Source organism: Arthrobacter sp. SlRoot2-15 (genome assembly GCF_059739345.1).
In genome coordinates this window covers 820,309-846,127 of the sequence record NZ_AP046058.1, presented here as the reverse complement: position 1 = coordinate 846,127, position 25,819 = coordinate 820,309, and the positions used below count along the sequence as shown (strand labels likewise).

Sequence of the window (25,819 nt, the reverse complement as noted above, 5' to 3'; positions counted from 1 at the left end):
CGTCCGGTCAGCGGCCGCGTTCGTGGGGCAACCGGCCCAGCCGTGCGCCCAGGCGCGCGCTGCGCTCCCGGGTCAGCCGCAGCCGGTCGAGCTCCCGCCGGCTCCGTTCGCCCAGCACCGCGGCGAGGTAGTCCTCCGGAGACGTTCCGGGCGGCGGCGGGGGAGCGACATGCGCCGCCAGCTCCGAGGCCAGTGATTGCGCCATCGCCACCCTGGAGCCGGGGGCCATCCGCCCGCACTGGCGCAGGAACAGCGAGGCGCGGCGCGCCGCGGCGTTGGGGATCCGGCCGATGTCCGCGAGCGACGCCCAGGGCTGCAGCTGGAACGGCACGTGGTGCAGGACGGGCGCCTCGGCCCGGACCCTGCGCCGCAGTGCGTAGGTGCCGGCCACCAGGTCGCCGAGCCGCTTGGACTTGCCGTTGAACAGGGCGACGGCGACCGCCAGGCCCCCGACGGTTGCGTAGATTTCGAGGAACCCGATCAGCCCCCGGATCAGGGCGTGCCGGAAGCGGATGGAACCGCCGTCGTCGCGCACGATCCGCAGCCCGGCGGCGAGCTTGCCGAGCGACAGCCCGCGGCTGAGGGTCTCCACCGCGACCGGCAGCACCACAAAGCAGAACACCACGGCCACGGTGATCACGGCGCCCAGGGCGGCGCGGTCCAGATCCGGTGCGGCGGCGCCCACCAGCGCGAGGAGGCCCCAGAGCGCGGCGGCGTGCACCAGGACATCGAGCAGCAGCCCCAGCGCCCGGGCGGCGAACGACGCCGGGCGCAGCTCGAGCACTACGGCCTCGCCTGTGATGATGGAACTCAAACCCGCCCCCGCTCGTCTGCCCAATCAGGCACAGTCTAATCATCCGGGTCAACGGGCGGGCCTAATCGGCGTCCCGGGGCTTAGGGTGGTGCCGTGGACATCGAGGCGTTCTCCCTGGTGAACGGGGACAAGTGGGCAGGGCTGCATGCGCTGGCGCACCAGCGCAGGCTCAGCGGCGCCGAGGCCGACGAGCTGCTGCGGCTCTACCAGGGCGCCTCCGCCGACCTCTCGCTGCTTCGCTCCGTGGCGCCCGAGAGCGCCCTGTCGGCGGCGCTGTCGGCGACCCTCGCCCAGGCCCGCACGCGGTTCACCGGAGCCCGCTCGAACTTCATGGCCGACCTCGCCGGGTTCTTTGTCATCGCGCTGCCCGCCGCCTTGTACCGGATCCGCTGGCTGACGCTCTGCTGCGGCTTCGTCTTCTGCCTGATCGCCGCGGCGTACGCGCTCTGGATCGGCAACTCGCCGGAGGCTCTCCGCGCCCTGGGCTCGGACGCTGCGGTCCGCCGTTACGTGGACCACGACTTTGTTAACTACTACTCCGAGAATCCCGCGGCATCCTTCGCCGGACTGGTCTGGACCAACAATGCGTGGATCGCCGCGCAGGCCGTGGCCCTGGGAATCACGGGGTTCTGGGTCCCGATGATCCTTATTGGCAATGCCCAGGGCGTCGGCGTCGCGGCCGGCGTCTTCGCCGCGACCGGCAAAACCGACGTGTTCTTCAGCTACATCCTTCCGCACGGCCTGATGGAGCTGACGGCTGTGTTCGTGGCCTGCGCGGCCGGGCTGCGGATCTTCTGGTCCGTCGTGGCGCCCGGACCGCGCCGCCGCTCGCAGGCACTCGCGCTCGAGGGCCGCTCGCTCATCACCGTGGCACTTGGCCTGGTGCTGGTGCTGCTGGTCTCGGGTGTGGTCGAGGGCTTTGTGACGCCCAGCGACCTTCCGGTGTGGGCCAAAATCGCGATCGGCGCCGCAGTGCTCGCGGCGTACTGGGCCTACGTGCTCGGGTACGGCGGACGGGCGCACCGGGCCGGTGCCAGTGGGGACCTCGGCAGCGCGGACGCCGGATACACCGAAATTGCCGCCTGAATCGGCCCGGCCCCGGGGTGGCACCTCGCCGCTGCTCAGGCCCTGACGGTAGGCTCGGAGTCAGAGATGTGGCGCCGCCGGACCCTTGGGCCAGCGGCGTGAGAGCCTACGGAAGCGAAGCAGCAGTGACTGAACAAAGTCCCACCCCTCCGAACCGGCAGGATCCTCCTCGGGATCCGGCCGAGGACGCCGACGAGCCCGCCTTCGAGTGGATGAAGCCGGCCGGGGGCCAGCGCGCCGCCGGTAGGACGCCGGTCGCCGGGAGCGCCGGCACGACGCCGGCGGACGGGGACCCGTCCGCGGCTCCCGTTGCCGGCGAACGCCAGGGCCGCCGCGCCGAGCGGAGGGCCGCTGCCGAGAGCACCGCCACTGCGACAGGGACCGCCGCCGGCACGGAACCCGCCGGCCGCCCGGCCGCGGGCGAGAGCTTCAACGAGTCGCTGCCCACCTCGGCGCTGCAGGTCCGTCCGCCGCGGGAAGAGGTGGAGCGCCGCAACGCCGAACGCGAACAGGCCGCCAACGCCAAGCCGGTGGCCCCCCGGGTCATGCAGGTCCTGCTCGCGGTCTTCTTCCCGGTCATCCTGCTGGTCCTGGCGGTGCGCGCCGTGACCAGCCCGCTGTTCCTCTGGGTGGAGTACAACCGCCCGGGCTTCCCCGGCGACGGCTACGGCTTCAGCACCGATGACCGGATGACCTACGGCTCCTACGCGGTGGATTACCTGAGCAACTGGTCCGGCCCGCGCTACCTGGGCGAGCTCGTCAACCGCGCCGGCGACAAGCTGTTCAAGGACGGCGAAGTCAGCCACATGGCGGACGTCAAGCTCGTTATCCTCTCCGCGTTCGGGGCGGGCGCCCTGCTGGTGCTGTTCAGCCTGGTCGCCATCCTCTACCTGCGCCGCCGCAGCACCGGCGGTGTCCGCCGCGGCCTGTTTGCCGGGTCGATCGCCACCCTGGTGATCATCATAGGCCTGGGCGTGCTCGCGGTGCTGGGCTGGGAGCAGTTCTTCACCGAGTTCCACCGTGTCTTCTTCGCCAACGGCACCTGGACGTTCTCGCTGCAGGACACCCTGATCCGGCTGTTCCCGGGCCAGTTCTGGGTTGACGCCGGCATTGTGATCGGCGCCCTGGTCCTGCTCGCGGCGCTCCTCACCCTGATCCTCACCTGGCCGACCCGCAAGCGCCGCGGGCTGCCGCCCCGTACCGCCGCCACCGCGGACGCCGAGGCTGTCGACGCCGAAACCGGAGCCGTGGATCCCGCTGCGCTCAGGGGCCGCCGCTTCAAGCGCCGGAACGCCAAGGCGGAAAACCCGGCCGGCCCGGACACGGACGCCGGCCACGACGCCGGTCCGGGCCGCGACCCGGTCGACGCGCCCGCGGCAGACCGCGCCGGCGCTCCCGCCAGCCGCGACGGTTCCGCCTAGCACCAGCAGCGCCTAGCACCAGCAACGCAGAAAGCGGCCGGCACCCCAGGGTGCCGGCCGCTTTTGCGTCCGCGGGAAACCCCGCGGGCGCTAGCCGTAGATGCGGTTGATCTGCGCCTCGAAGTCCCGCACCACGGCGGCGCGCTTGAGCTTCAGGGACGGCGTGAGGTGCCCGGACTCGACCGTGAAGTCGGCGTCCAGGACCACGAAGGTGCGGATCGACTCCGCCTTGGAGACCAGGGTGTTGGCCTCGTCGATGGCGGCCTGGATGGCGGCCCGGACCTGCTCGCTGGCGGCCGCCTCGGTGGTGCCCATCGCGGGAACCCGCTGGGACGCACACCAGTTCTCCAGGCCCTCCGGGTCCAGGTTGACCAGTGCCGAGACAAACGGCCGCCCGTCGCCGACCACCACGGCCTGCGCCACGAGCTGGTGTTCGCGGATCTTCTCCTCCAGCGGGCCGGGGGCGACATTCTTGCCGCCGGCGGTGACCAGCAGGTCCTTTTTGCGGCCTGTGATGGTCAGGAAGCCGTCCTCGTCCAGGGAACCGAGATCCCCGGTGCGGAAGAAGCCGTCCACGAACGCCTCGGCGTTGGCGGTCTCGTCGGCGTGGTAGCCCTTGAAGACACCGATGCCCTTGACCAGGATCTCGCCGTCGTCGGCGATCCTGATGGTGGTGCCCGGCACCGGGATCCCCACGGTGCCCACCCGAGTGCGGGTGGGGGTGTTGGCGGTGCAGGGCGCCGTCGTTTCGGTCAGCCCGTAGCCTTCGAGCACGGGGATGCCGGCGCCGCGGAAAAAGTGCGCGTCGTGGCCGCTCAGCGGGCTCGCCCCGGAGACCGTGTAGCCCACACGGCCGCCGAACGCCTGCCGCAGCTTCGGGTACAGCAGCCGGTCGAAGATGCCATGCCTGGCGCGCAGCACCCAGCCGGGGCCGGTGCCGGCGCCGCGGGCGGCGGCGTCGAGGGCCTTGGAATACTCGACGGCGACGGCGGCGGCCGCCTCGAAGAGCCGGTCCTTGCCGGCCAGCGCGGCCTTGTGCGCGGCACCGGCGTAGACCTTCTCGAAGATCCGGGGCACCACGAGCAGGAAGGTCGGCCTGAACGTACCGAGGTCCTCCAGCAGCTCCTTGGCGTTGGAGGTGTGGCCCAGGGTGGTGCCGGCGGTCAGGCAGATCACCTGTACGGCGCGGGCCAGGACGTGGGCCAGCGGCAGGAACATCAGCGTCCGGGTGTTGGGCTGGAGGAGGATCTCGGGCAGGAACAGGACGATGTTCTTGGCCACGAGGGCGAAGTTGCCGTGGGTGATTTGGCAGCCCTTGGGCCGGCCGGTGGTGCCGGAGGTGTAGACCAGGGACGCTACGTCGGCGAGGCCCGCCGCGGAGCGGTGCCGCTCCAGCTCGGCGTCGCTGACCCCGGAGCCGGCGGCGGCGAGGCTGGCGAGGTTCGGGGCGGCGCCGTCGTAGTCCATCCGGACGACGCCGAGCAGCCGGTCGCCGAGCAGGCCGGAGCCGTCCAGGACGCCCTGGACCAGCGTGGCCTTCTCCTGGTTTTCGACGAAGACGCGCCTGGCGCCGGAGTCGTGCAGGATCCATTCGACCTGGCTGGCGGAGGAGGTTTCGTAGACCGGGACAGTGACGCCGCCGGCGAACCAGATGGCAAAGTCCACCACGGTCCACTCGTAGCGGGTGGCGGACATCACGGCGACCGTCTCGCCCGGCGCCAGTCCGCCGGCGATCAGGCCTTTGGCGAGGGCCCGGACCTGGTCCAGGAACTGCTGGGCCGGGATGTCGGCCCAGCCCGAGGGTGACTTGCGGGAGTACAGCGCGTGTACCGGGTCCTTGGCGTGCTGCTCGAGCAAAAGGTCGGTCACATTGCTGTCCGGGTCCAGCTCCACAAGCAGCCCGGTGCTAGCTTCTCTCACAACCCACGTCTCCCGTTCAGGTCCGGGGCCCGGCGGCCCCGGGCTCCGTTAGTAATCCTGCCCTAGATCCAGGACGGCATCCACATCCGCAAGCGCCAGTCCTGGTAGGAAATGAGCTCAGCGGTCCACACGGGGTAGAAGAACGCCGAGAGCAGCACGGCGGCCACAACGAACAGCGCCACCAGGAACAGGCCGGAGCGGCGCCGCCAGAGCGGGTCCGTGCGCCGGCCCAGCACCAGGCCCAGGCAGTAGGTGAGGGCCAGGACCAGGAATGGTTCGAAGGACACCGCGTAGAAGAAGAACATGGTGCGTTCCGGGTACAGGAACCAGGGCAGGTAGCCGGTGCCCACGGCAGCCAGGATGGCCCCGGCTCGCCAGTCGCGGCGGCCCGCCCACCAGAACAGCAGCACGCCCAGGCAGACGGCCGCGCTCCACCAGATCAGCGGGTTGCCGACCGAGAGGATTGCCGAGGTGCAGCTGGGCAGCTCGCAGCCGCCGGTTCCCTGCTTGGGCGACTCGTAGAAGAACGACGTCGGCCGGCCCAGCACCAGCCAGCTCCAGGCGCTCGCCTCGTACGGGTGCTCCGCGTTGAGGCCCTGGTGGAACTTGTACGCCTCCAGGTGGTAGTGCGCCAGCGAGCGGAGCGAATCCGGAAGCCAGCCCCATTCCGCCGAGGGGTTGGCCTCGGCCCAGTGCCGGAAGTAGGCGTTGGCGGAGCGGAACCAGCCGGTCCAGGTGGCCGTGTAGACCAGGGCCGCAACGGGGACGATGCTCAGGAAGGCGAGGAGGCCGTCCTTGAGGATGCCGCCGGTGATCCAGCCGTGCACGCCCGCGATCCGGCGCGCGCTCAGGTCCCAGAGGACCGTCAGCAGGCCGAAGCCGGCCAGGAAGAACAGTGCGGACCATTTGGTGCCGACCGCCAGGCCCAGGCAGACGCCGGCGGCCAGCCGCCACCAGCGGATCCCCAGCCACGGCCCGGCGGCGAGCTGCAGCCGGGACGGCACCCCGCCGGGGGAGGCGGCGGCCTGCCGGGCGAGGCGCGCCGCGAGCCTTCGGCGGCCGTCGTCGCGGTCCATCAGGAGCGCGCCGAAGGCGGCCAGGACCCAGAACATCAGGAAGATGTCCAGCAGCGAGGTGCGGGACATCACGAGGTGGTGGCCGTCGACCGCCAGCAGCACGCCGGCCACCGCGCCGAGGGTGAGTGAGCGGAACAGCTTCTGCGCGATCAGCGCGAGCAGGAAGATGGACAGGGTGCCGGTCAGGGCGGCGCCGAAGCGCCAGCCGAAGGAGCTCTCCGGCCCGAACAGCCACATCCCGGCGGCGATCATCCACTTGCCCACCGGCGGATGGACCACGTACTCGGGGGTCTCGAGCAGCACACCGGGGTTGCCCGCGATGAAGGCGTCGTTGGCCTTGTCCGGCCAGGCCCGTTCGTAGCCGCTGACCAGGAACGAGTAGCCGTCCTTGACGTAGTAGGTTTCGTCGAAGACCAGGTTGTGCGGGGCGTCCAGCCGGACGAAGCGCAGGATCCCGCCGAGCAGCGCGGCCAGGGCGGGGATCAGCCAGAACCACAGGCGCAGCGAGGCCGGGTAGTCCCGCCAGCTGCGGATATCGCCGACCAGCCGCTGCGTGAGCGCCTCGACCGTGAACCCGTCCGCGGGACGGCTGATCCAGCGGTGCCCCTCAAGGTTGCGCCCGGGTCTGGCGGGCCCCGGAGTTCCGGCGGGGCGGGTGCGGTCCGGGTGGGCGTCGTCGGGCGCCGATGCGGCTGAACCGGCCTCGGCAGGCCGCATGGGGGTCTGCGTCACGTTGCCCATGCTACCTTTCGCCGCCGGGATCGTCGGTCCCGCGCGGCGGCCGGCAGTAGGCTGGTGGGGTGGACCCCGAGCAAAGCACTTCCCCTTCCCTTGCCCCCGACGACGCCGTTCCGGCAGCGGGGGCGCCCGCCGGTCCGGGCCGGATTGTGCTGGCCGCCACCCCGATCGGCAACGTCGGGGATGCCTCCGCCCGGCTGATCGGGCTGCTCGAGACGGCGGATATCGTCGCCGCCGAGGACACCCGGCGGCTGCACCGGCTGGTGCAAAGCCTCGGCATCACCGTGGCCGGCCGGGTGATCAGCTACCACGAGCACAATGAGGCGGCCAAGACCGGCGAACTCCTGGACCAGGTGCGCTCCGGAAAGACCCTGGTCATGGTGACCGACGCGGGCATGCCCGCGGTCTCGGACCCCGGCTTCCGGCTGGTGGAGGGCGCCGTCGCCGCCGGGCTCACCGTCACCGCCGTCCCCGGACCCTCGGCCGTGCTGACGGCGCTCGCCCTCTCAGGGCTGCCCACGGACCGCTTCTGCTTTGAGGGTTTCCTGCCGCGCAAAGCCGGGGAACGGGCCTCGCGGCTCGCGGACCTCGACGCCGAACGGCGCACCATGGTGTTTTTCGAGGCGCCGCACCGGCTTGAGCCCATGCTCCGGGCCCTGCACGAACGCTTCGGCGCCGGGCGGCGCGCGGCCGTCTGCCGGGAACTGACCAAAACCTACGAAGAGGTCATCCGCGGGACCGTGCACGAACTCCTCGAATGGGCCGAGAACAACGAGGTCCGCGGCGAGATCGCCGTCGTGGTGGGAGGCGCGCCCGAACGGGAGCCGGGCAAACCCGAGGACCATGTCGCCGCCGTCAACGCGCTCATTGCCCAGGGCATCCGGCTGAAAGAGGCGGTCGCCGCCGTCGCCGAGGACGCGCGGATCAGCAAACGCGAACTCTACGCGGCCGTTCTCGCCGCACGCTGACCCCGCGACGGCGCCGGCCGCGTCGCACGCACCGGGCCCGGCGGCGGCCCGCATCCGCCCTTGTGCAGCTGCACAGCGAAACGGCCGCGTGCTAGTGCGCAGACGCGTAGACACTGCCGAGAATCGGGCAGTACCGTGGCAGTAGTCCGGGCCTGCGGCGCCAAGCCGCTGCAGGCCGATCAGAAATTTCCGAACCCACTGCCGACGAGGGAGTCATTGTGACTGTAACTGCCCAGCCCACCGTTACCGCGGAGCGCGAAGCCGCACTGCTGGCCTCCGTGCCGACCGGCCTGCTGATTGACGGACAGTGGCGTCCGGCCGCGACCGGCAAGACGTTCGACGTCGAGGATCCCGCCACCGGCAAGGTGCTGCTGAGCCTGGCCGATGCCGGGCCCGAGGACGGCGCCGCCGCCCTGGACGCGGCCGCCGCCGCGCAGGAGTCCTGGGCCAAGGTCCCGCCGCGGGAGCGCGGGGAAATCCTGCGCCGCGCCTTCGACCTCGTCACCGAACGGGCCGATGACTTCGCGCTGCTGATGACCCTGGAGATGGGCAAGCCGCTGGCCGAGGCCCGCGGCGAGGTCACCTACGGCGCGGAGTTCCTGCGCTGGTTCTCCGAGGAAGCCGTCCGTGCCTTCGGCCGGTACTCGGTGTCCCCGGACGGCAAGTCCCGGCTGCTGGTGACTAAAAAGCCGGTGGGCCCGTGCCTGCTGATCACGCCGTGGAACTTCCCGCTGGCCATGGCCACGCGCAAGATCGCCCCCGCCGTCGCGGCCGGCTGCACCATGGTGCTGAAGTCCGCGAACCTGACCCCGCTGACCTCGCAGCTGTTCGCCGCCGTGATGCTTGAAGCCGGCCTGCCGGCCGGCGTGCTGAACGTGATCCCGACCTCGACGGCCGGCGCCACGACGGGGCCGCTGATCAAGGACTCCCGGCTGCGCAAGCTTTCCTTCACCGGTTCCACCGAGGTCGGCCGGCGGCTGCTCGCGGACGCGTCCGGGACGGTGCTGCGGACCTCGATGGAGCTCGGCGGCAACGCCCCGTTTGTGGTGTTCGCGGACGCCGACGTCGATGCGGCCGTGGCCGGGGCGATGCTGGCGAAGCTGCGCAACATGGGGGAGGCCTGCACCGCGGCCAACCGGTTCATTGTGCACGAGTCCGTGGCCGGTGAGTTCGCGGAGAAGTTCGCCGCGAAGATGGCGGAGATGACCACGGCCCGGGGCACCGAGGCCGAATCCAAGGTCGGGCCGCTGATCGATGCGAAGAGCCGCGACAAAGTCCACGAACTGGTCACCGACGCGGTCTCCGCCGGCGCGGTCGCGGTGCTGGGCGGCGCCGCCGTCGAGGGCCCCGGTTACTTCTACCAGCCCACGATCCTCACCGGCGTGACCGAGGGCACCCGGATCCTGTCCGAGGAGATCTTCGGCCCGGTCGCCCCGATCATCACCTTCGACACCGAGGACGAAGCCGTACGGCTCGCGAACAACACCGAGTACGGGCTGGTGGCCTACGTCTTCACCCGCGACCTGAACCGGGGCATCCGGATGGGCGAAAGGCTCGAGACCGGCATGCTGGGCCTGAACGCCGGCGTGGTGTCCAACGCGGCCGCCCCGTTCGGCGGTGTCAAGCAGTCCGGCCTCGGGCGCGAGGGCGGCCTCGAAGGCATCGAGGAATACCTCTACACCCAGTACATCGGGATCGCGGACCCCTACGCCGGCTAGCCGCGGCGGAGCCGGCGGGCGGCGTCGCGGATCCTGGACCAGGCCTCCGCGGCGGCCCGCCCGGCGCCCCTCGCCGGCCCCGAGACCGCGCGCAGCGGCGTCGACGCCCGGCGCCGCCAGCGTGCCAGCAGCGACGGCGGCAGCCAGATGGCGCGCAGCCGCGTCCACCACGACGCGTTTTCCCGCAGGGACTCCCGGACCAGGGCAATCCGGTCCGCGGCCGCGCCGCCGGCCGCGGTCTCCGCGCCGGGCCGGCCGTACTGCTGGCGTTCAAAGTCCGCGGTGAGTTCCGCCACGGCGCCCCGCGCCCCCGCGTCCGTGCCGCCGATCCCGTCCACGCCGCCGAGCGCGTCCACGCCGCCGAGCGCGGCCGTCCCGCTCAACCGTGCGGCGAAATGCCGCGGAGTCTCGCTCTCGCCCGGCGGAACTCGGAAGTCCGTGGCCAGGTCCTGCAGCTCCGCCCAGGCCGGTGCCGCACCTCCGCCGGCCGCCCCCGCCAGCTGCAGCCGGCGCTGCCGGAGGCCGCGGCGGGCCAGCGCCGGGCTTGCGAGCAGCAGCAGCACCAGCAGCAGCCCGCCGGTGCCGTAGAGCAGCGGGGCGAACCGGTTCCCGGAACGGGCCTCACCGCCGGGGCCGGGCAGCGGCAGCGGGGCCGGAGCCGGGGCCGCGGTGGGCTTGGGGTCGCCCGTGGGGAACAGGCCGTCATTGTTCTCGTTGGTGCTGGCGCCGCTGGGCGCGGCCGGCTCGACGGCGTAGGCCGGCACCACGCCGCGCGAGGGCGTCGGCTCGAACGCCACCCACCCGACGCCCTGGAAGTACAGCTCCGGCCAGGCGTGCGCGTCGCGGGCATCAACCTCGTACTCCGGCAGCGCCCCCTGGCCCGCGAGCGACACCGTCGCTCCGGTGGCGCGGCCCGGTGCGTAGCCGACGGCTATCCGGCTCGGGATGCCTTCCAGCCGTGCCATCACGGCCATGGCCGAGGCGAAGTGGATGCAGTAGCCGCTCTTGGCGGCCAGGAAGTCGGCCAGCACCGACAGCCCGTTGCCGTCGTAGCCGCCCTGGACGGGGGACTGGAGCGAGTAGCGGAACTCCACGGACCGCAGGTACTTCTGGATCGCCATCGCCTTGGCGTAGCTGGTACTGCTCCCGGCAGTGACCGTGTCCGCGGTCTGGCGCACAATCTGCGGGACGTTGCCGGGAACCCGGGTGAAGGTGTCCGCAATGCCGCGCACCGGTGCCGAGGACTGCGCCAGGGTGGCAGGCGTCAGCTTCGGCGCCACAGACATCACCACATACTGCTGGTTGCGGGAATTCTGGTCCACGCCCTTGATGCTCAGCGTTGCCGGGTCCCAACTCCACCGGCCGGTCAGCCCGTTGACCGCCTCCGGCGCGTAGGGGACCGGCAGGTACGGGCTGGTGAACTGGCCGGCATTGACGGCCGTGACCACCCTGACCTGCTCCTCGACGGTCGAGTCGACCCCCGGGTCGATCCTCCCGGTGCCCACCCTGCGGCTGGCGTCCCGGTCATCCGGTGACCAGGAATCGCCGTCGAAGCTGTCCACGGTGACCGAGCGCAGGTAGGGCGCCGTGGCGGCGTTCGTCGCATAGGTGATCCGGCCGGTGCCGGTGGGGCTGCGCAGGCTGTTGCCCAAGCTGATCATCGGGTTCAGGCCGTTCGCGGTGCCCCAGGGATTCAGCCGGGAGCCCTGCGGGAAGATGCCCTGGTCGAAGCCCGGGACAACCAGCTGCAGCAGCAGCGTCAGGGCCAGCGCCATCGCCCCGGTCAGGGTGGCGCGCCGGAGCTGGCCCGGGTTGCGCGCCGTATCCGTGCGTGCCCCGGCACCCGGGTGGAACCAGTGGCTGCAGGCCAGGATCATCAGGTAGCCCACCGCCGCCCCGGTGAAACCCAGCCAGCCGACGCTCTGCGGCTTAACCATCGCTGGGACCACCAGGATGGCCAGGATCCCGAGCCCGCTGGTGGCCGGCAACGAGAGCGGCAGGGCGAGCGCGTCGATCAGGATGACCAGCAGGCCCAGGACGCCGCAGATCAGCATCACAATGCCGGCGTTGGGTGCCACCGGGGTGCTCTCGGCCAGGACCGTCTCGCTGGCCCGCCGCAGATAGCGCTGCAGCTGGGCCATGGTGTCACCGGAAGGGATAAAACCGGCGATGCTGTGCTGCCGGAAAAAGGTAAACGTCAGGACCAGGGCCAGCGCCAGGAACCCGCCCGCGCCGACCAGGACGCCGCGCAGCCGCAGGGCCCGGAGCGCCGCCAGCGTCACGGCCACCGTGAAGACCGTGGTGAGCACCGCCGGGAACCACGCCCAGCCGCGCAGCACGCCGTTCAGTCCCAGGGCGGCCCCCGCCACCGCCACCGCGACGGCGAGCCCCATCGCCCATGGTTCGACGACGGCCGGGTTCGGCCGGCCGGCGCCGCCCGGTGCTGGCGCGGGACGCTGCCCCGCGTCGGTCGCGGGGCTCCCGGCGGCCGGAGTGCGCTGAGGTGCCAGGGTCATCGCCGGCCCGCCGCCCCGCGGCGCACATCGGCGGCCGCCGTGAGCCCCGGGCTTCCGCCCTGGTCGAAGGCCGACCAGGCGGCGGCCAGCGGTGTGGCCGCGGTGACGGCCGCGGCGCGCCAGCCGCCGCGGCGCAGAATCTCCAGGACCGGGCCGGTGTCCGCCGCGCCGTCGGTGATGACCAGGGCGAAGGCGTTCGCGCCGAACCCTGCCGCCGGGGCAAGGGCCGCCGCCTCGGCCGCCGAAAGCCGCCCCAGGATTGCGAGGATGGGCCCGCGCAGCCGGTGCGCCGAAAGTTTGTCCATCAGCCGGTCATCGAACGGCTGCGGTCCGGCGTCGGCGCCCGGGTGGCTCGGTCCCCTGAGCCCGATCGCCGCCAGGCTCTCCGCAATGGACTGCAGGCCGCCGGCGCCGGCGTACTCGTCGGCTTCCGGTTCGGGCGCCGAGGGCGAATGCAGGAACGCCGGGTCGCCCGCCGGGTCCAGGCAGCGCAGCGCATAGTTGCGCTCGCCGAGGTGGGTGCTGATGGACATGACGGCGGTCACGGCCCACTCGAACGCATCCGTGGTGACGAGGTCGTGCGCATCGGCCGCGGCGCCGCCGGAGACGTACCCGGCGCCGTGGGAGTAGGCCAGGAACCGCTGGTCCAGGATGATGGTGGCCTCCGGGGTGGTGACGGATTCCTCCTGGCGCACCATCAGGGAACCATGGCGCGCGGTCGCCGCCCAGTGCACCCGGCGCATCGGATCACCGCTCCGGTACTCCCGGGTCATCACGTCGTCGTCGCTGGGGTTGGCGCGGATGCGCGTCGCCGTGACGCCGTCGTGCCCGCGTGCGCCGGCCAGCCCGGTTTCGGGCAGGTCGACGGCGGCCGGGGTGACGGTCAGGACATCGCCGGCGTCGATCGCGTGGCGGTGGACGGAGAGCCCGAAGGGGTCGCTGAACTCGGCCGTGACCGGTCCGATCAGGAACTGGCCGCGCTTCGCGCTCCGCAGCTGGTACTCGTAGCGGCTGGACCCGGCGGTGGCGGTCCGGGCGGGGAAACGGAAAACCGGGGACTGCCCGAACCGGGACGGCAGTTGCTCCTCCATGAGGGCGTGGCCGGTCCCCGCCCCGGTGCGGGCCACCGCCAGGCGGACCGTGGTGGTGGCGGACGTTTCGACCGGGGAGGGATTGAACTCCCGGTAGACCTGGAACCGGGGCTTGAGCACCCGGGTACCGGCGAGGGACAGCAACGGCAGTACCAGCAGGAGCAGGGCCAGGGCCAGCAGGTCGCGGCGCCCCATCACCTGGGCGGCCAGCAGGGACACGATTCCCGTGCCGAGCAGGCCCCAGCCGCGCGGGCTGAAGATGTGCCTCGGAAAACGGTCCAGCAACGCCACAGCCGCGCCAGCTCCCTAGCTTGTGGGGTTCGCGGCGGGCTGCGCGGCGGAGCGGGGCCGTCCGTTCCCACGCCCCGTCCGGGCCGGCGCCCCGTCCTGTCCCACCGGCACCTTCGCCAGGATGGCCCGGATGACGCTCTGCGGCGTCTCGCCCGCGCTGGCCGCCTTGCGGTCCAGGATGATCCGGTGCGCCAGCACCGATTCCGCGACGCTCACGACGTCGTCCGGCAGCACAAAATCCCGGCCCGCCAGGGCGGCGGTGGCCTTCGCGGCGCGCAGCAGCTGCAGCATGGACCGTGGGCTGGCGCCGAGCCGGAGCATGGAGCTTTCCCTCGTGGCGCGGCCCAGCGCGACCGTGTACTCCTTGATCGACTGGGACACGTACACCTGCTGGACGGTGGCGATCATGGACGCCACCTCGTCCGCGGTGACCACGGCCGTCACGCGGGCGAGCGGGGAGGTGGCCTGGTGGGTTTCCAGCATCTCCATCTCGGAGTCCTTGTCCGGGTAGCCCATCGAGATGCGGGCCATAAAGCGGTCCCGCTGCGCCTCCGGGAGCGGGTAGGTGCCCTCCATCTCGATCGGGTTCTGGGTGGCCACCACCATAAAGGGCTCGTCCAGCTTGTAGGAGTTTCCGTCCACCGTGACCTGGTGCTCCTCCATGCACTCCAGCAGGGCCGACTGGGTCTTGGCGGAGGCGCGGTTGATCTCGTCGCCGATCACGATGTTCGCGAACACGGCACCCGGCCGGAACTCGAACATCCGGGACGCCTGGTTGTAGATGGAGACGCCGGTGACATCGGAAGGCAGCAGGTCCGGGGTGAACTGGATCCGGCTGACCGAGCAGTCGATGGTGCGGGCCAGGGTCTTCGCCAGCAGGGTCTTGCCCACGCCCGGGACGTCCTCCAGCAGCAGGTGGCCCTGGGCGAGCAGCACGGTCAGCGCCAGCTTTGCCGCCTCGGCCTTGCCGTCGATCACGGTGTTGATGGCGCGCAGGATGCGTTCGCTGGCGGCGTGGAAAGCCTCGGACTCCATCGGCGCGGGCAGTGCGGGCCCCGGCTGCCTGCGGCCGTTGCCGTTGGCGCTCGGGGCTCCGGTTCCGGCGGTGCTTCCGGCTCCGGACCCGGCCGGCTCGTGCGGGAAGCCCTGCCGTTCAGGCAGTGCTTCGTCTACGGAGGTGCGTCGGTGGTAGTCCATCGGCAGCCTTTCAGCCCTGGTGCGGCCCGGGCGGAGCGGCAGCGACTGCCGGGAACCCCATCTCGTGCACGCCTGTGTTCCTAACAGCGTACTAACACAACTGACGATGCAGACAGAGAGTTCCGGGTAAATCTCCGCGCGGCCCGCAGCTAGGCTGGAAGAATGTGCAATCCGCTGACTCCCGCCCCTTTCCGTGCGACCGGCAGCGACGCGGCCGACGGCGGTCCCTCCGGAACCGGCCCGTCCAGCCGGAAAGCGTACCCGCCGGCGCCGGAGCCCTTGCCGGTGCCCGTCATGGACAACCACACGCACCTGGACTTCCCGGGCGCGGACTACTCCCTGGGGGGTCCGGCGGTCAGCATCAAGGACGCCCTCGACGCCGCCGAGGCCGTGGGGGTGCGGGGCGCGGTGCAGGTCGGCTGCGACCTCGAATCCTCCCGGTTCACCGTGCAGGCGGTGGATCAGGACTCCCGGCTGCTCGGCGCCGTCGCGATGCACCCCAACGACGCCCCTGCCTACGCCGCCCGCGGCGAGCTGGAGGAGGCCCTCGCCGAAATCGAGGCCCTCGCCTCCCACCCGCGGATCCGGGCCATCGGCGAGACCGGCCTGGACTTCTTCCGCACCGAGGGGGAGGGGCTGGCCCAGCAGCGGTACTCGTTCCGACGCCACATCGACATCGCCAAGCGGCTGGGCTTGACGCTCCAGATCCATGACCGCGACGCCCATAACGACGTCGTTCAGGTGCTCCGTGAAGAAGGGCCCCCGGAGCGAGTGGTCTTCCACTGCTTCTCCGGCGGCGAGGACCTGGCCCGCACCTGCAACAGCGAGGGCTGGTACATGTCCTTCGCCGGGACGGTGACGTTCAAGAACGCGGCGGACCTGCGGGCGGCGCTGGCCATCGCCGAACCCGGCCGGCTGTTGGTCGAGACGGACGCCCCGTTCCTCACCCCGCACCCGCACCGCGGCAGGCCCAACGCCAGCTACATGGTTCCGTACACGGTCCGGGCGATGGCCGAATTGACAGGCCGGGAGCTCTCCGGGCTGTGTGCCCAGCTGGCCGAAAACACCTTGCAGGCGTACGGATCCTGGGACTAAATCCATCCCCCGGCGTCACTCTGGCAACATACCGGGTATGCACAAAATCTTGGCTGGTTTATAACGCTACGGTTACAGTGGTCAACTATTAGCCGGGGTCGGGGAAGGCCTTCGGATAATTTCACTCCCTCCGGGCGCGCACCGCGGTAAACAATCCACGTGTGCGCTCTCGTTTGGGGGTGTGGCGGTACCCGCGTTTTCCGCAAATATCCGGACCCGTCCGGAGCTGCCCTGGGGGTTTTTGCGCAGGGGAGGCGTGGGTGCTTATCCCCGTGCCCGGATGGTCCAAAAGATATGGGCAATCGTGGTCAAGTTCTTCACCTCGGACGGCAAGGTCAGTTTCGTCAAGGTCGGCGCGCAGCTGGTGGTGCTCGTGGCACTCGTGCTGGGCCTCGTCGCCTTCGTTGGCAACAACAAGACGGTCACCCTGAACGTCGACGGCAAAGTGAGCTCCGTCCAGACCTTCGGCGGCACCGTCGGCCAGGTGGTCCGGGGCGCCAAAGTGGAACTGCAGTCCGCCGACAAGGTCTCGCCCTCGGCCGAGTCCCATGTGCAGGACGGATCCGTTATCAACGTCAACCTCGCCAAGGCCGTGAAGGTCAGCGTGGACGGCGCCGAGCGGACCATCAACACCACCGCGCCCACGGTGGAGTCCCTCGTGAGCGAACTCGGCGTCGCCAGCGCCTCGGAAGTTTCCGCCCCCAAGGACGCGCAGCTCGCCGTCTCGGGCTCCTTCGTCAGCATCTCGACGCCGAAATCCGTGACCATCGTCGCCGACGGCAAGGCCACCCAGACCACCACCACCGCGGCCACCGTCGGGAACCTGCTCGCCGACGCCGGCATCAAGCTCGGCGCCAGCGACCGCACCTCGCAGCCGGCCAACGCCCCCGTGGTCAACAACATGGTCGTCAAGGTGTCCCGGGTCGACGCCACCAAGACCGCGGACGCCACCGAGGCCATCCCGTTCGAGACCCTCACCACCGAAGACGCGGCCATGCTCAAGGGAGAGAAGAAGGTCACCCAGGCCGGTGCCGCCGGAAGCATCAGCAAGAGCTTCAAACTCGTGCTGGTGGACGGCCGCGAAGCCTCCCGGACCCTGGTTTCCCAGAACATCACCCTCCAGCCGGTGACCGAAAAGGTCACGGTCGGCACGAAGGAGAAGCCCAAGGCTGAAGCCGCCGCCAACACCGGCGCCGCGGCCCCGGCCATGATGAACGAAGCCATGTGGGACAAGATTGCCCAGTGCGAGTCCGGCGGCAACTGGTCCATCAACAGCGGCAACGGCTACTACGGCGGCCTGCAGTTCGACATCCGCACCTGGGTGGGCTCCGGCGGCGGCGCCTACGCCCCCAACGCCAGCCAGGCCACCAAGGCCCAGCAGATCGACATCGCCAACCGCGTCTACGCCCAGCGCGGCCTGCAGCCTTGGGGCTGCGGCTGGGCGGCGTCCCGCTAGCGAACCCGCTTAGAAATCCCGCGGCGCCTGACCTGCGCCGCGCAGGACTTCGGCTGGCCGTTGAGGCCGGTCCCGGACCCCCGGGGCCGGCCTTCGGGCGTTGCCGCCGCGGGATAGGATACCTAGGTGACTGAACCCACCCCCTCTGCCGCCGTCGAGCCCGCCGGGAAGCTGCCCCCCGGCGCACCCGCGCCCCTCCTTGGCGCCACCGACATCCGCAGGCTGGCCGAGGAAATCGGGGTCCGCCCCACCAAAACGCTGGGCCAAAACTTCGTGATCGACGGCAACACCATCCGGCGCATCGTCGCCGCGGCGGACATCGGCGCGGACGAAACGGTCCTGGAGGTCGGACCGGGCCTCGGCTCGCTGACCCTGGGCCTGCTGGACGCCGCGAAGGCCGTCGTCGCCGTCGAAATCGATCCGGTGCTCGCCGGCAAGCTCCCCGCCACCGTCAGCCGGTGGCGGCCCGACGCCGGGGAAAACTTCCACCTTGTCCTCGCCGACGCGATGAAGGTCACCGAACTTCCGGTGCAGCCGACGGCGCTGGTCGCCAACCTGCCCTACAACGTCGCCGTCCCGGTCGTCCTGCACCTGCTGCAGCATTTCCCGAGCCTGCGGCACGGCCTGGTCATGGTCCAGGACGAAGTTGCCGACCGGCTGGCTGCGCCCCCGGGCTCCAAGACCTACGGCGTCCCGTCGGTCAAGGCGGCCTGGTACAGCGGCATGCGCAAGGCCGGCGTGATCGGGATGAACGTCTTCTGGCCGGCGCCCAAGATCCACTCCGGGCTCGTCGCCTTCACCCGCCGGGAACCGCCGGCCACCACCGCCACCCGCGAAGAAGTCTTCGCCGTCATCGACGCGGCCTTCGCCCAGCGGCGCAAGACCCTCCGGGCCGCCCTGGCAGGCTGGGCCGGCAGCGCCGCGGAAGCCGAACGCTGCCTCCGGGCCGCCGGCGTCGATCCCACCGCCCGCGGCGAAGTGCTCGACATTGCCGCCTTTGCCCGGATCGCCGAGGCGCACGCCCGGCCCGCCTCCTGACCGCGGTCCCCGCCGCCGGAGCCGCCGGCCCTGCTTGGAGCCACGGCCTGCCATGCCATAGCGTGGAGCCATGAACGCAGTGAGAGGGCGCTTTTCCGCGAGGACCGTCCGGGTCAAGGCACCCGGCAAGGTCAACGTCTCACTGGACGTAGGGCCGCTGCGCGCCGACGGCTACCACTCGGTGGCCAGCGTCTACCTGGCAGTGTCGCTCTACGAGGAAGTCGCGGCCACCAGCACGGACACCCCCGGGATCACGGTCAGCATCAGCCCGGCCAGCACCCTGGACCTCGACGGCGTCGACATCCCGCTCGACGAGCGCAACCTCGCCTACAAGGCGGCGGCCATTATGGCCGACGTCTCGGAGCATTCCACCGGCGTCCACCTGGAGATCACCAAACGCGTGCCGGTCGCCGGCGGCATGGGCGGCGGATCGGCCGATGCCGCGGCCACCCTGCTGGCTTGCGACGCGCTCTGGAACAGCGGGCTCTCGCGCGACGAACTGGCCCACCTGGCCGCGGAACTCGGCGCCGACGTGCCGTTCGCGCTGCTCGGAGGCACCGCCGTCGGGCTCGGCGTCGGCGACGAACTCTCGCCCGCCCTGGTCAAGGCGCAGACGGACTGGGTCCTCGTCACCGCCGACTTTGGCCTGTCCACGCCGGAGGTATTCCGCACCCTGGACCGGCTGCGCGCCGCCGAAGGGGTGGACATCGAGGAGCCCACCTCGGTGGATCCGCGGGTCCTCGCCGCCCTCCGCGGCGGCGACGCCGACGCGCTGAGCAGGGTCCTCGTCAACGACCTGCAGCGCGCCTCGATTGAGCTGGCCCCCGGGCTGCGCGACGTCCTGGGCCTCGGCGAATCCTGCGGCGCGATCGCCGGCCTCGTCTCCGGCTCCGGGCCTACGGTGGCGCTGTTGGCCCACGGCGCGGCGGCCGCCGAGTCCCTCGCCGGGGAGTTGCGGCATCACGGCCTCGACGCCCTGGCGGTCCACGGGCCGGTGCACGGCGCCCGCATCATCTCCGATACGCTCCTTTAATAGCTTTCGCCGCAGCGGCGGCAAAACCACCCCGCGCCATCAGCGCCCGCAGCTCCACCATTACCTCTAGGAAAGCAGTTCCCCGTGGCACACCTGCTCGGCGGCGAGAACCTCACGGTCTCGTACGCAACCCGTACCGTCCTCGATGGCATTACCCTCGGCCTTGAAGAGGGCGACCGGATCGGCATGGTGGGCCGCAACGGCGACGGCAAGTCCACCCTCATGCGGCTGCTCGCCATGCGCTCCACCCCGGACTCGGGCCGGGTGACCAAGCGCAGCGAGGTCAATATCGGCTACCTGGACCAGAGCGACGTGCTCGACGGCGACCTCACCGTCGGCGCCGCGATCGTCGGGGACCAGGCCGACTACGAATGGGCCAGCAACCCGCGGATCCGCGAGGTCATGGGCGGCCTGGTCTCCGACGTCGACTGGCACGCCAATGTGCACGCGCTCTCCGGCGGCCAGAAGCGGCGCGTGGCGCTGGCCAAGCTGCTGATCGAGGACCACGACGTCATCATGCTCGACGAGCCCACCAACCACCTCGACGTCGAAGGCGTCGCGTGGCTCTCCCGGCACCTGAAGACCCGCTGGCGGCCCAACCAGGGCGCCTTCCTCGTGGTCACCCACGACCGCTGGTTCCTCGACGAAGTCTGCAACAAGACCTGGGAAATCCACGACGGCATCATGGACCCGTTCGACGGCGGCTACGCCGCCTACGTCCTGGCCCGCGCCGAACGCGACCGGTCCGCGTCCGTAATGGAAAGCAAGCGCCAGCAGCTGGTCAAGAAGGAACTCGCCTGGCTGCGCCGCGGTGCCCCGGCCCGCACCGCCAAGCCCAAGTTCCGGATCGAGGCCGCCAACGCCCTGATCGCCGACGTCCCGGAGCCGCGCGACTCGACGGCGCTGAGCAAGATGGCCACCGCGCGGCTCGGCAAGGACGTGCTGGACCTGGAAAACGTCTCGCTGGACTTCCTCGGCGGCTCCGCCGGGCAGAAGCTCTTCGACAACATCACGCTCCGGCTGGCCCCCGGTGAGCGGCTCGGCCTGGTGGGTGTCAACGGTGCCGGCAAGACCACCCTGCTCAAGCTGCTCAACGGCGAGATCCAGCCGACGTCCGGGAAGGTCAAGCGCGGCAAGACCGTGGTCACCGCGGTCCTCAGCCAGGAGGTCAAGGAGCTCGACGACGTCTCGGACCTGCGGGTGATCGAGGTGATCGAGCGCGAAAAGCGTTCCTTCAACGTCGGCGGCAAGGAATTCACCGCCGGCCAGATCGTGGAGCAGCTCGGCTTCACCAACGAGAAGCAGTGGACCCCTGTCAGGGACCTTTCCGGCGGTGAACGACGGCGGCTCCAGCTCCTGCGCCTGCTCGTGGGGGAGCCGAACGTGCTGATGCTGGACGAGCCCACCAACGACCTCGACACCGACACGCTGGCCGCCGTCGAAGACGTGCTGGACGGCTGGCCGGGCACCCTTGTGGTGGTCAGCCACGACCGCTACCTGCTTGAACGCGTCACGGACCACCAGATGGCGCTGCTCGGCGACGGCAAGATCCGCGCCCTGCCGCGCGGCGTGGACCAGTACCTTGAGCTGCGCGAGTCGGCGATGGCCGGCTCCACCATCACCGGCGGCGGCAACCCGGTCACCGCCGCGAGCGGCAGTTCCGCCCCGGCCGCGTCCGGCCCCTCGGAGGCCGAGAAGCGCGACGCCCGCAAGGCCAAGAACCGGATCGACCGCCAGTTGGGCAAACTGACCCAGCAGGAAGACAAGATCCACGCCCAGATGGTCAAGAGCACCGCAGACAACGACTTCGACGCCATGGCCGAGCTGAACAAGAAGCTGAAAACCCTCGCCGAAGAACGCGAAGCCCTCGAACTCGAGTGGCTCGAGGCCCTCGAAGTCCTCGGCGAATAGCCCCTGGGCGCGCCGCGTTCTCGCCGGACATGTCCCGTTTGCACCCCGAGGAATGAGCATGTCCGTTCCCGCTCGTCAGGACCGCGGGACATGCTCAGCGGGCAGGCTCAGGAATGGGCATATCGCGTATATGTCCACTGCCCGTGACCAGGAATGAGCATGTCCCGCGGTGGCCGCGGAGGGGCCGGTTGGACATGTCCTAGTTGCACCCCGAGGAATGAGCATGTCCGTTCCCCTCTTCCGGGACTGAGGGACATGCTCAGCGGACCGGCTCAGGAATGGGCATAGTGCGTATATGTCCACTGCCCGTGACGAGGAATGGGCATGTCCCTCGGGTGGACGCGGAGGGGAAGGTTGGACATGTCCTAGTTGCTTCCCGAGGAATGAGCATGTCCGTTCCCGCTCGTCAGGACCGCGGGACATGCTGAGCGGACAGACTCAGGAGTCGGCATATCGCGTATATGTCCACTGCCCGTGACCAGGAATGAGCATGTCCCGCGGGTGGACGCGGAGGGGAAGGTTGGACATGTCCTAGTTGCACTTCGAGGAATGAGCATGTCCGTTCCCGCTCGTCAGGACCGCGGGACATGCTCAGCGGTCAGGCTAGGGGTTGGGCAAAGTGCGTATATGTCCACTGCCCGTGACCAGAAATGGGCATGTCCCTCGGGGCCCTGCGTTCTTTCGGTGCCGGACCTAGTCCTCGGTTTTCAGCTCCGGTTCCTTGCTCAGGCCGGTGAGGCCGTTCCAGGCGAGGTTCACCAGGTGCGCGGCGACTTCGCGTTTGTCGGGCGTCCGGCTGTCCTGCCACCACTGGCCGGTCATCGCGACCATCCCCACCAGCATCTGGGCGTACATGGCGCCGTCGGCCGCACTGAAACCGCGGCGGGCGAACTCGTCGGCCAGGATGTACTCGACGCGTGCCGCCACCTGCGAGAGCAACGTGGAGAATGCGCCTTCGGGCTGCGACGGCGGCGCGTCGCGCATCAGGATGCGGAAGCCGTCCGTGCGGTCCTCGATGTAGCCCAGCAGTGCGAGGGCGGCCCGCTCGACCAGGACGCGCGGCTTGGCTTCCGTGGACAGGGCGTCGTTGATGGAGCCGAGCAGGATCCGGAACTCGCACTCCACCACCTGGGTGTACAGGCCTTCCTTGGAGCCGAAGTGCTCGTAGATCACCGGCTTCGAAACGCCCGCGGCGGAGGCAATCTCCTCGATGGTCGTGCCGTCCAGGCCGCGGAGGGCGAAGAGGCCACGGCCGACGCCGATCAGCTGGGTGCGGCGCTGCGGGCCGGTCATCCGGGCCCTGGGGATGTGGCCGGGGGACCGCACCGGCCTGCCGGTGAAGTGGTCCGCCCCTCCGGACACGCCTGCGCTGTTGCTCACAGCACCATCATGCCCTACGGGCCCAGCACTCGGCCGCCGCACCCGGGCCCCGGCGCCCCGCCCACCGCCCCCGGGCGCCGGGTCGCACGAGCAACATCCTTCGTGGCAGAATTGACTCTTGTGCCACAGGCTTGACGCCCGGGCACGGTCCGCTCTGGTGTAATGGCAGCACCCCGGCCTTTGGAGCCGTGGAGTATAGGTTCGAGTCCTATGGGCGGAACTGCCGCGGGCGGCCGCGGCCGGCGGAACCGGTCCGACGGGAGTCCAGTAGGATGAAGAGGATGCCGCGGCCGGAACGTGGTCCGGCTCGGCCGCGCGGAGCCGGCAACGAGGTAGACCACCTGGCTGTCGTCCACGGGCCAACTGAGATCGACCGAGCAGCGGCACTGAGTCAGGCCACTGAGCAAGGAGAGCCCGTACGTGAGCCCCGAGAACACCGGCCCCGCCGCCGTCATTGTCCTAGCTGCAGGTGCCGGTACCCGGATGAAATCCCGTACCCCCAAGATCCTCCACGAAATCGGCGGACGCTCCCTCGTCGGCCACGCACTGAACGCCGCCCGCTCGCTCCAGCCGCGCGAACTCGCCCTGGTGGTCCGGCACGAACGTGACCAGGTCGCCGCGCACATCGCCGCGCTCGACCCGCAGGCGCTGATCGTCGACCAGGACGCGGTGCCCGGCACCGGGCGCGCCGTCGAAGCCGCCCTCGAGGCCCTCGACGCGCAGCACCCCCAGGCGCAGCTGGCCGGAACCGTCGTCGTGACCTACGGCGACGTGCCCCTGCTCACCGGCGGACTGCTCGCCGAACTTGTCGCCGCGCACGAGGCGGAGGGCAACGCCGTCACCGTCCTCACCGCCGTCCTCGACGACGCCACCGGCTACGGCCGCATCCTCCGCGCCGACGACGGCACCGTGACCGGCATCCGCGAACACAAGGACGCCAGCGACGCCGAGCGCGGGATCCGCGAAATCAACTCCGGTATCTACGCCTTCGACGCCGCCGTGCTGCGGGACGCCCTCGCCCACGTCACCACCGACAACGCCCAGGGCGAAAAATACCTGACCGACGTCCTCGCCCTGGCCCGCGCCGCCGGCGGTCGCGTCGCCGCCGTCGTCACCGAAGACCGCTGGCAGGTCGAAGGCGCCAACGACCGCGTCCAGCTCTCCGCCCTCGGCGCCGAACACAACCGCCGCACCGTCGAAGCCTGGATGCGCGCCGGCGTCACCGTCGTAGACCCCGCCACCACCTGGATCGACGCCACCGTCACACTCGACGAGGACGTCCGCCTGCTGCCCAACACCCAGCTGCACGGCGCCACCACGGTGGCGCGCGACGCCGTCGTCGGCCCCGACACCACCCTGACCGACGTCCAGGTGGGGGAGGGCGCCACGGTGATCCGCACCCACGGCTCCGGCTCGCGCATCGGCGCGAACGCCAGCGTCGGCCCCTTCACCTACCTGCGCCCCGGCACCGTCCTGGGCGAGACCGGCAAGATCGGCGCGTTCTACGAAACGAAGAACGTCACGATCGGCCGCGGCTCCAAGCTCTCCCACCTCGGCTACGCCGGCGACGCCGAGATCGGCGAGGACACCAACATCGGCTGCGGGAACATCACGGCCAACTACGACGGCGAGAAGAAGCACCGCACGGTCATCGGCTCCGGCGTCCGCACCGGCTCCAACACCGTGTTCGTCGCCCCGGTCCGGGTCGGCGACGGCGCATACAGCGGCGCCGGCGCCGTGATCCGCAGCGACGTGCCCGCCGGCGCCCTGGCCCTGTCCCTGGCCAAGCAGCGCAACGCCGAGGGCTGGGTCGCGGCGAACCGCCCGGGCTCCCTCTCCGCCGCGCTGGCCGAAGCCGCCGGCGCCACCCCGACATCCTCCACTACTCCGGCATCGACAGAACAGGGCTAGCAATCATGAGCGAAATTACGGCACACGGCGAGAAGAAGCTGGTCCTTGCCGCCGGGCGCGCGCACCCGGAGCTGGCGCGCGAGATCGCCAAGGAGCTGGGCACCGAGCTGCTGCCGCTGGACGCCTACGACTTCGCCAACGGCGAGATCTACGTCCGCGCCGGCGAGAGTGTCCGCGGCACCGACGCCTTCGTCATCCAGGCACACCCGGCCCCGCTGAACAACTGGCTCATGGAGCAGCTGATCATGATCGATTCGCTCAAACGGGCCTCCGCCAAGCGCATCACCGTGGTCTCGCCGTTCTACCCCTACGCCCGCCAGGACAAAAAGGGCCGCGGCCGCGAGCCGATCTCCGCCCGCCTCGTCGCCGATCTGTACAAGACCGCCGGCGCCGACCGGATCATGAGCGTTGACCTGCACACCTCGCAGATCCAGGGCTTCTTCGACGGCCCCGTGGACCACCTGATGGCCATCCCGCTCCTCGCCGACTACATCCGCACCCGGGTGGGCTCGGACAACATCACCGTCGTCTCCCCGGATACCGGCCGCGTCCGCGTCGCCGAACAGTGGGCCGAGCGCCTCGGCGGCGCCCCGCTGGCCTTCGTGCACAAGAGCCGCGACCTCACCGTGCCCAACCAGGCGGTCTCCAAGACCGTGGTGGGACAGATCGAGGGCCGCACCTGCGTGCTGATCGACGACATGATCGACACCGGCGGAACCATCTCCGGCGCCGTCCAGGTGCTCAAGAACGCCGGTGCCAAGGACGTCATCATCGCCGCCACCCACGCGGTCTTCTCCGACCCGGCGTCGCAGCGCCTCGCCGAGTCGGGCGCCCGCGAAGTCGTCGTCACCAACACGCTGCCGATCTCCGCGAACAAGCACTTCCCGCAGCTCACCGTGCTCTCCATCGCCCCGCTGATCGCCCGCGCGATCCGCGAGGTGTTCGACGACGGCTCGGTGACCAGCCTCTTCGACGGCAACGCGTAGCAGACGCCCGGCCGGTCCCCGTTTTCGCGACGGGGCCCGGCACTGCTAGACTCGATCCCGAAACCTTGGCGAGGGAGAGCGCCGGCTGAATACAGCCGGAGTGCTGGTCTCCGTTATCGACTGGGTCTGAAACTCCCTTCTGAAGGGCGGCCATGCCGCCCGGCGTTGAAGGT

The 25,819-nt window shown here is 70.7% G+C and carries 18 protein-coding genes and 1 tRNA gene; 12 read left to right on the top strand and 7 right to left on the bottom strand.

What is annotated here, in order from left to right; all coding sequences use genetic code 11:
- Window positions 1-7: 7 nt before the first annotated feature.
- Window positions 8-814 carry an RDD family protein gene (locus AC6I9V_RS03825; protein WP_497898406.1) on the bottom strand — a complete coding sequence of 269 codons (807 nt, stop codon included), beginning with the start codon at window positions 812-814 and terminating at the stop codon, window positions 8-10.
- A 93-nt stretch (window positions 815-907) separates the two neighbouring features.
- Between AC6I9V_RS03825 and AC6I9V_RS03820 the strand changes: the two genes are divergently transcribed.
- Together AC6I9V_RS03820 and AC6I9V_RS03815 are read left to right on the top strand one after the other, a co-directional pair.
- A complete protein-coding gene (locus tag AC6I9V_RS03820; RefSeq protein ID WP_497898405.1) occupies window positions 908-1,900 on the top strand; it encodes a stage II sporulation protein M in 993 nt (330 codons plus the stop codon).
- Between the two features lie 125 nt (window positions 1,901-2,025).
- Window positions 2,026-3,321 (top strand): TIGR01906 family membrane protein, encoded by a 1,296-nt coding sequence (locus AC6I9V_RS03815; RefSeq protein ID WP_497898404.1) that lies wholly within the window; start codon window positions 2,026-2,028, stop codon window positions 3,319-3,321.
- Window positions 3,322-3,411: 90 nt separating this feature from the next.
- On the opposite strand, the gene AC6I9V_RS03810 is transcribed toward AC6I9V_RS03815, so the two are convergent.
- Window positions 3,412-5,241 (bottom strand): AMP-dependent synthetase/ligase, encoded by a 1,830-nt coding sequence (locus AC6I9V_RS03810; RefSeq protein ID WP_497898403.1) that lies wholly within the window; start codon window positions 5,239-5,241, stop codon window positions 3,412-3,414.
- Between the two features lie 62 nt (window positions 5,242-5,303).
- Entirely contained in the window at window positions 5,304-7,058 is a 1,755-nt protein-coding gene (locus AC6I9V_RS03805; RefSeq protein WP_497898402.1) for a dolichyl-phosphate-mannose--protein mannosyltransferase, read from the bottom strand.
- A 59-nt stretch (window positions 7,059-7,117) separates the two neighbouring features.
- Between AC6I9V_RS03805 and rsmI the strand changes: the two genes are divergently transcribed.
- Entirely contained in the window at window positions 7,118-8,023 is a 906-nt protein-coding gene (gene rsmI, locus AC6I9V_RS03800; RefSeq protein WP_497898401.1) for a 16S rRNA (cytidine(1402)-2'-O)-methyltransferase, read from the top strand.
- A 218-nt stretch (window positions 8,024-8,241) separates the two neighbouring features.
- Window positions 8,242-9,741 carry an NAD-dependent succinate-semialdehyde dehydrogenase gene (locus tag AC6I9V_RS03795; RefSeq protein WP_497898400.1) on the top strand — a complete coding sequence of 500 codons (1,500 nt, stop codon included), beginning with the start codon at window positions 8,242-8,244 and terminating at the stop codon, window positions 9,739-9,741.
- Here the strand turns inward: AC6I9V_RS03795 and AC6I9V_RS03790 are convergent.
- Genes AC6I9V_RS03790 through AC6I9V_RS03780 form a run of 3 tightly spaced genes read right to left on the bottom strand, consistent with a single transcriptional unit; the run spans window position 9,738 to window position 14,836 of the window.
- Window positions 9,738-12,257 (bottom strand): transglutaminase TgpA family protein, encoded by a 2,520-nt coding sequence (locus tag AC6I9V_RS03790; protein WP_497898399.1) that lies wholly within the window; start codon window positions 12,255-12,257, stop codon window positions 9,738-9,740. The two genes, AC6I9V_RS03795 and AC6I9V_RS03790, sit on opposite strands and share 4 nt — an antisense overlap.
- Window positions 12,254-13,639, bottom strand: a complete 1,386-nt coding sequence (locus AC6I9V_RS03785; protein ID WP_497898398.1) for a DUF58 domain-containing protein — start codon at window positions 13,637-13,639, stop codon at window positions 12,254-12,256. Before AC6I9V_RS03785 ends, AC6I9V_RS03790 begins: the two co-directional genes overlap by 4 nt.
- Window positions 13,640-13,654: 15 nt before the next feature.
- Entirely contained in the window at window positions 13,655-14,836 is a 1,182-nt protein-coding gene (locus AC6I9V_RS03780; RefSeq protein WP_497898397.1) for an AAA family ATPase, read from the bottom strand.
- A gap of 162 nt (window positions 14,837-14,998) precedes the next feature.
- Between AC6I9V_RS03780 and AC6I9V_RS03775 the strand changes: the two genes are divergently transcribed.
- The 5 genes from AC6I9V_RS03775 to AC6I9V_RS03755 all read left to right on the top strand — a co-directional run bounded on the left by AC6I9V_RS03775 (window position 14,999) and on the right by AC6I9V_RS03755 (window position 21,369).
- Window positions 14,999-15,931 carry a TatD family hydrolase gene (locus AC6I9V_RS03775; RefSeq protein ID WP_497898396.1) on the top strand — a complete coding sequence of 311 codons (933 nt, stop codon included), beginning with the start codon at window positions 14,999-15,001 and terminating at the stop codon, window positions 15,929-15,931.
- Between the two features lie 280 nt (window positions 15,932-16,211).
- On the top strand, window positions 16,212-17,387 hold the full coding sequence (locus tag AC6I9V_RS03770) for a resuscitation-promoting factor (protein ID WP_349412529.1): 1,176 nt from the start codon (window positions 16,212-16,214) through the stop codon (window positions 17,385-17,387).
- Window positions 17,388-17,513: 126 nt separating this feature from the next.
- Window positions 17,514-18,425, top strand: a complete 912-nt coding sequence (gene rsmA, locus AC6I9V_RS03765) for a 16S rRNA (adenine(1518)-N(6)/adenine(1519)-N(6))-dimethyltransferase RsmA (RefSeq protein WP_497898395.1) — start codon at window positions 17,514-17,516, stop codon at window positions 18,423-18,425.
- A 70-nt stretch (window positions 18,426-18,495) separates the two neighbouring features.
- Window positions 18,496-19,458: a 4-(cytidine 5'-diphospho)-2-C-methyl-D-erythritol kinase gene (locus AC6I9V_RS03760; protein ID WP_497898394.1), complete on the top strand. Its 963-nt coding sequence runs from the start codon at window positions 18,496-18,498 to the stop codon at window positions 19,456-19,458.
- A gap of 84 nt (window positions 19,459-19,542) precedes the next feature.
- A complete protein-coding gene (locus AC6I9V_RS03755) occupies window positions 19,543-21,369 on the top strand; it encodes an ABC-F family ATP-binding cassette domain-containing protein (protein ID WP_349412531.1) in 1,827 nt (608 codons plus the stop codon).
- Between the two features lie 693 nt (window positions 21,370-22,062).
- On the opposite strand, the gene AC6I9V_RS03750 is transcribed toward AC6I9V_RS03755, so the two are convergent.
- On the bottom strand, window positions 22,063-22,662 hold the full coding sequence (locus AC6I9V_RS03750; RefSeq protein ID WP_349412656.1) for a TetR/AcrR family transcriptional regulator: 600 nt from the start codon (window positions 22,660-22,662) through the stop codon (window positions 22,063-22,065).
- A 235-nt stretch (window positions 22,663-22,897) separates the two neighbouring features.
- Between AC6I9V_RS03750 and AC6I9V_RS03745 the strand changes: the two genes are divergently transcribed.
- The 3 genes from AC6I9V_RS03745 (at window position 22,898) to AC6I9V_RS03735 (ending at window position 25,646) form a co-directional block, all read left to right on the top strand.
- A tRNA-Gln gene (locus AC6I9V_RS03745) sits at window positions 22,898-22,969 on the top strand.
- 200 nt (window positions 22,970-23,169) lie between these two features.
- A complete protein-coding gene (glmU, locus tag AC6I9V_RS03740) occupies window positions 23,170-24,660 on the top strand; it encodes a bifunctional UDP-N-acetylglucosamine diphosphorylase/glucosamine-1-phosphate N-acetyltransferase GlmU (protein ID WP_349412532.1) in 1,491 nt (496 codons plus the stop codon).
- Window positions 24,661-24,665: 5 nt separating this feature from the next.
- Window positions 24,666-25,646 carry a ribose-phosphate diphosphokinase gene (locus AC6I9V_RS03735; RefSeq protein WP_138769945.1) on the top strand — a complete coding sequence of 327 codons (981 nt, stop codon included), beginning with the start codon at window positions 24,666-24,668 and terminating at the stop codon, window positions 25,644-25,646.
- Window positions 25,647-25,819 lie beyond the last annotated feature (173 nt).

Excerpts from the sequence above, each read along its gene's own strand:
- AC6I9V_RS03805 (WP_497898402.1), bottom strand. The coding sequence starts at position 7,058 with ATGGGCAACGTGACGCAGACCCCCATGCGGCCTGCCGAGGCCGGTTCA.
- AC6I9V_RS03750 (WP_349412656.1), bottom strand. The coding sequence starts at position 22,662 with ATGACCGGCCCGCAGCGCCGCACCCAGCTGATCGGCGTCGGCCGTGGC.
- AC6I9V_RS03780 (WP_497898397.1), bottom strand. The coding sequence starts at position 14,836 with ATGGACTACCACCGACGCACCTCCGTAGACGAAGCACTGCCTGAACGG.
- AC6I9V_RS03735 (WP_138769945.1), top strand. The coding sequence starts at position 24,666 with ATGAGCGAAATTACGGCACACGGCGAGAAGAAGCTGGTCCTTGCCGCC.
- AC6I9V_RS03775 (WP_497898396.1), top strand. The coding sequence starts at position 14,999 with ATGTGCAATCCGCTGACTCCCGCCCCTTTCCGTGCGACCGGCAGCGAC.
- AC6I9V_RS03760 (WP_497898394.1), top strand. The coding sequence starts at position 18,496 with ATGAACGCAGTGAGAGGGCGCTTTTCCGCGAGGACCGTCCGGGTCAAG.
- AC6I9V_RS03790 (WP_497898399.1), bottom strand. The coding sequence starts at position 12,257 with ATGACCCTGGCACCTCAGCGCACTCCGGCCGCCGGGAGCCCCGCGACC.
- AC6I9V_RS03770 (WP_349412529.1), top strand. The coding sequence starts at position 16,212 with ATGGTCCAAAAGATATGGGCAATCGTGGTCAAGTTCTTCACCTCGGAC.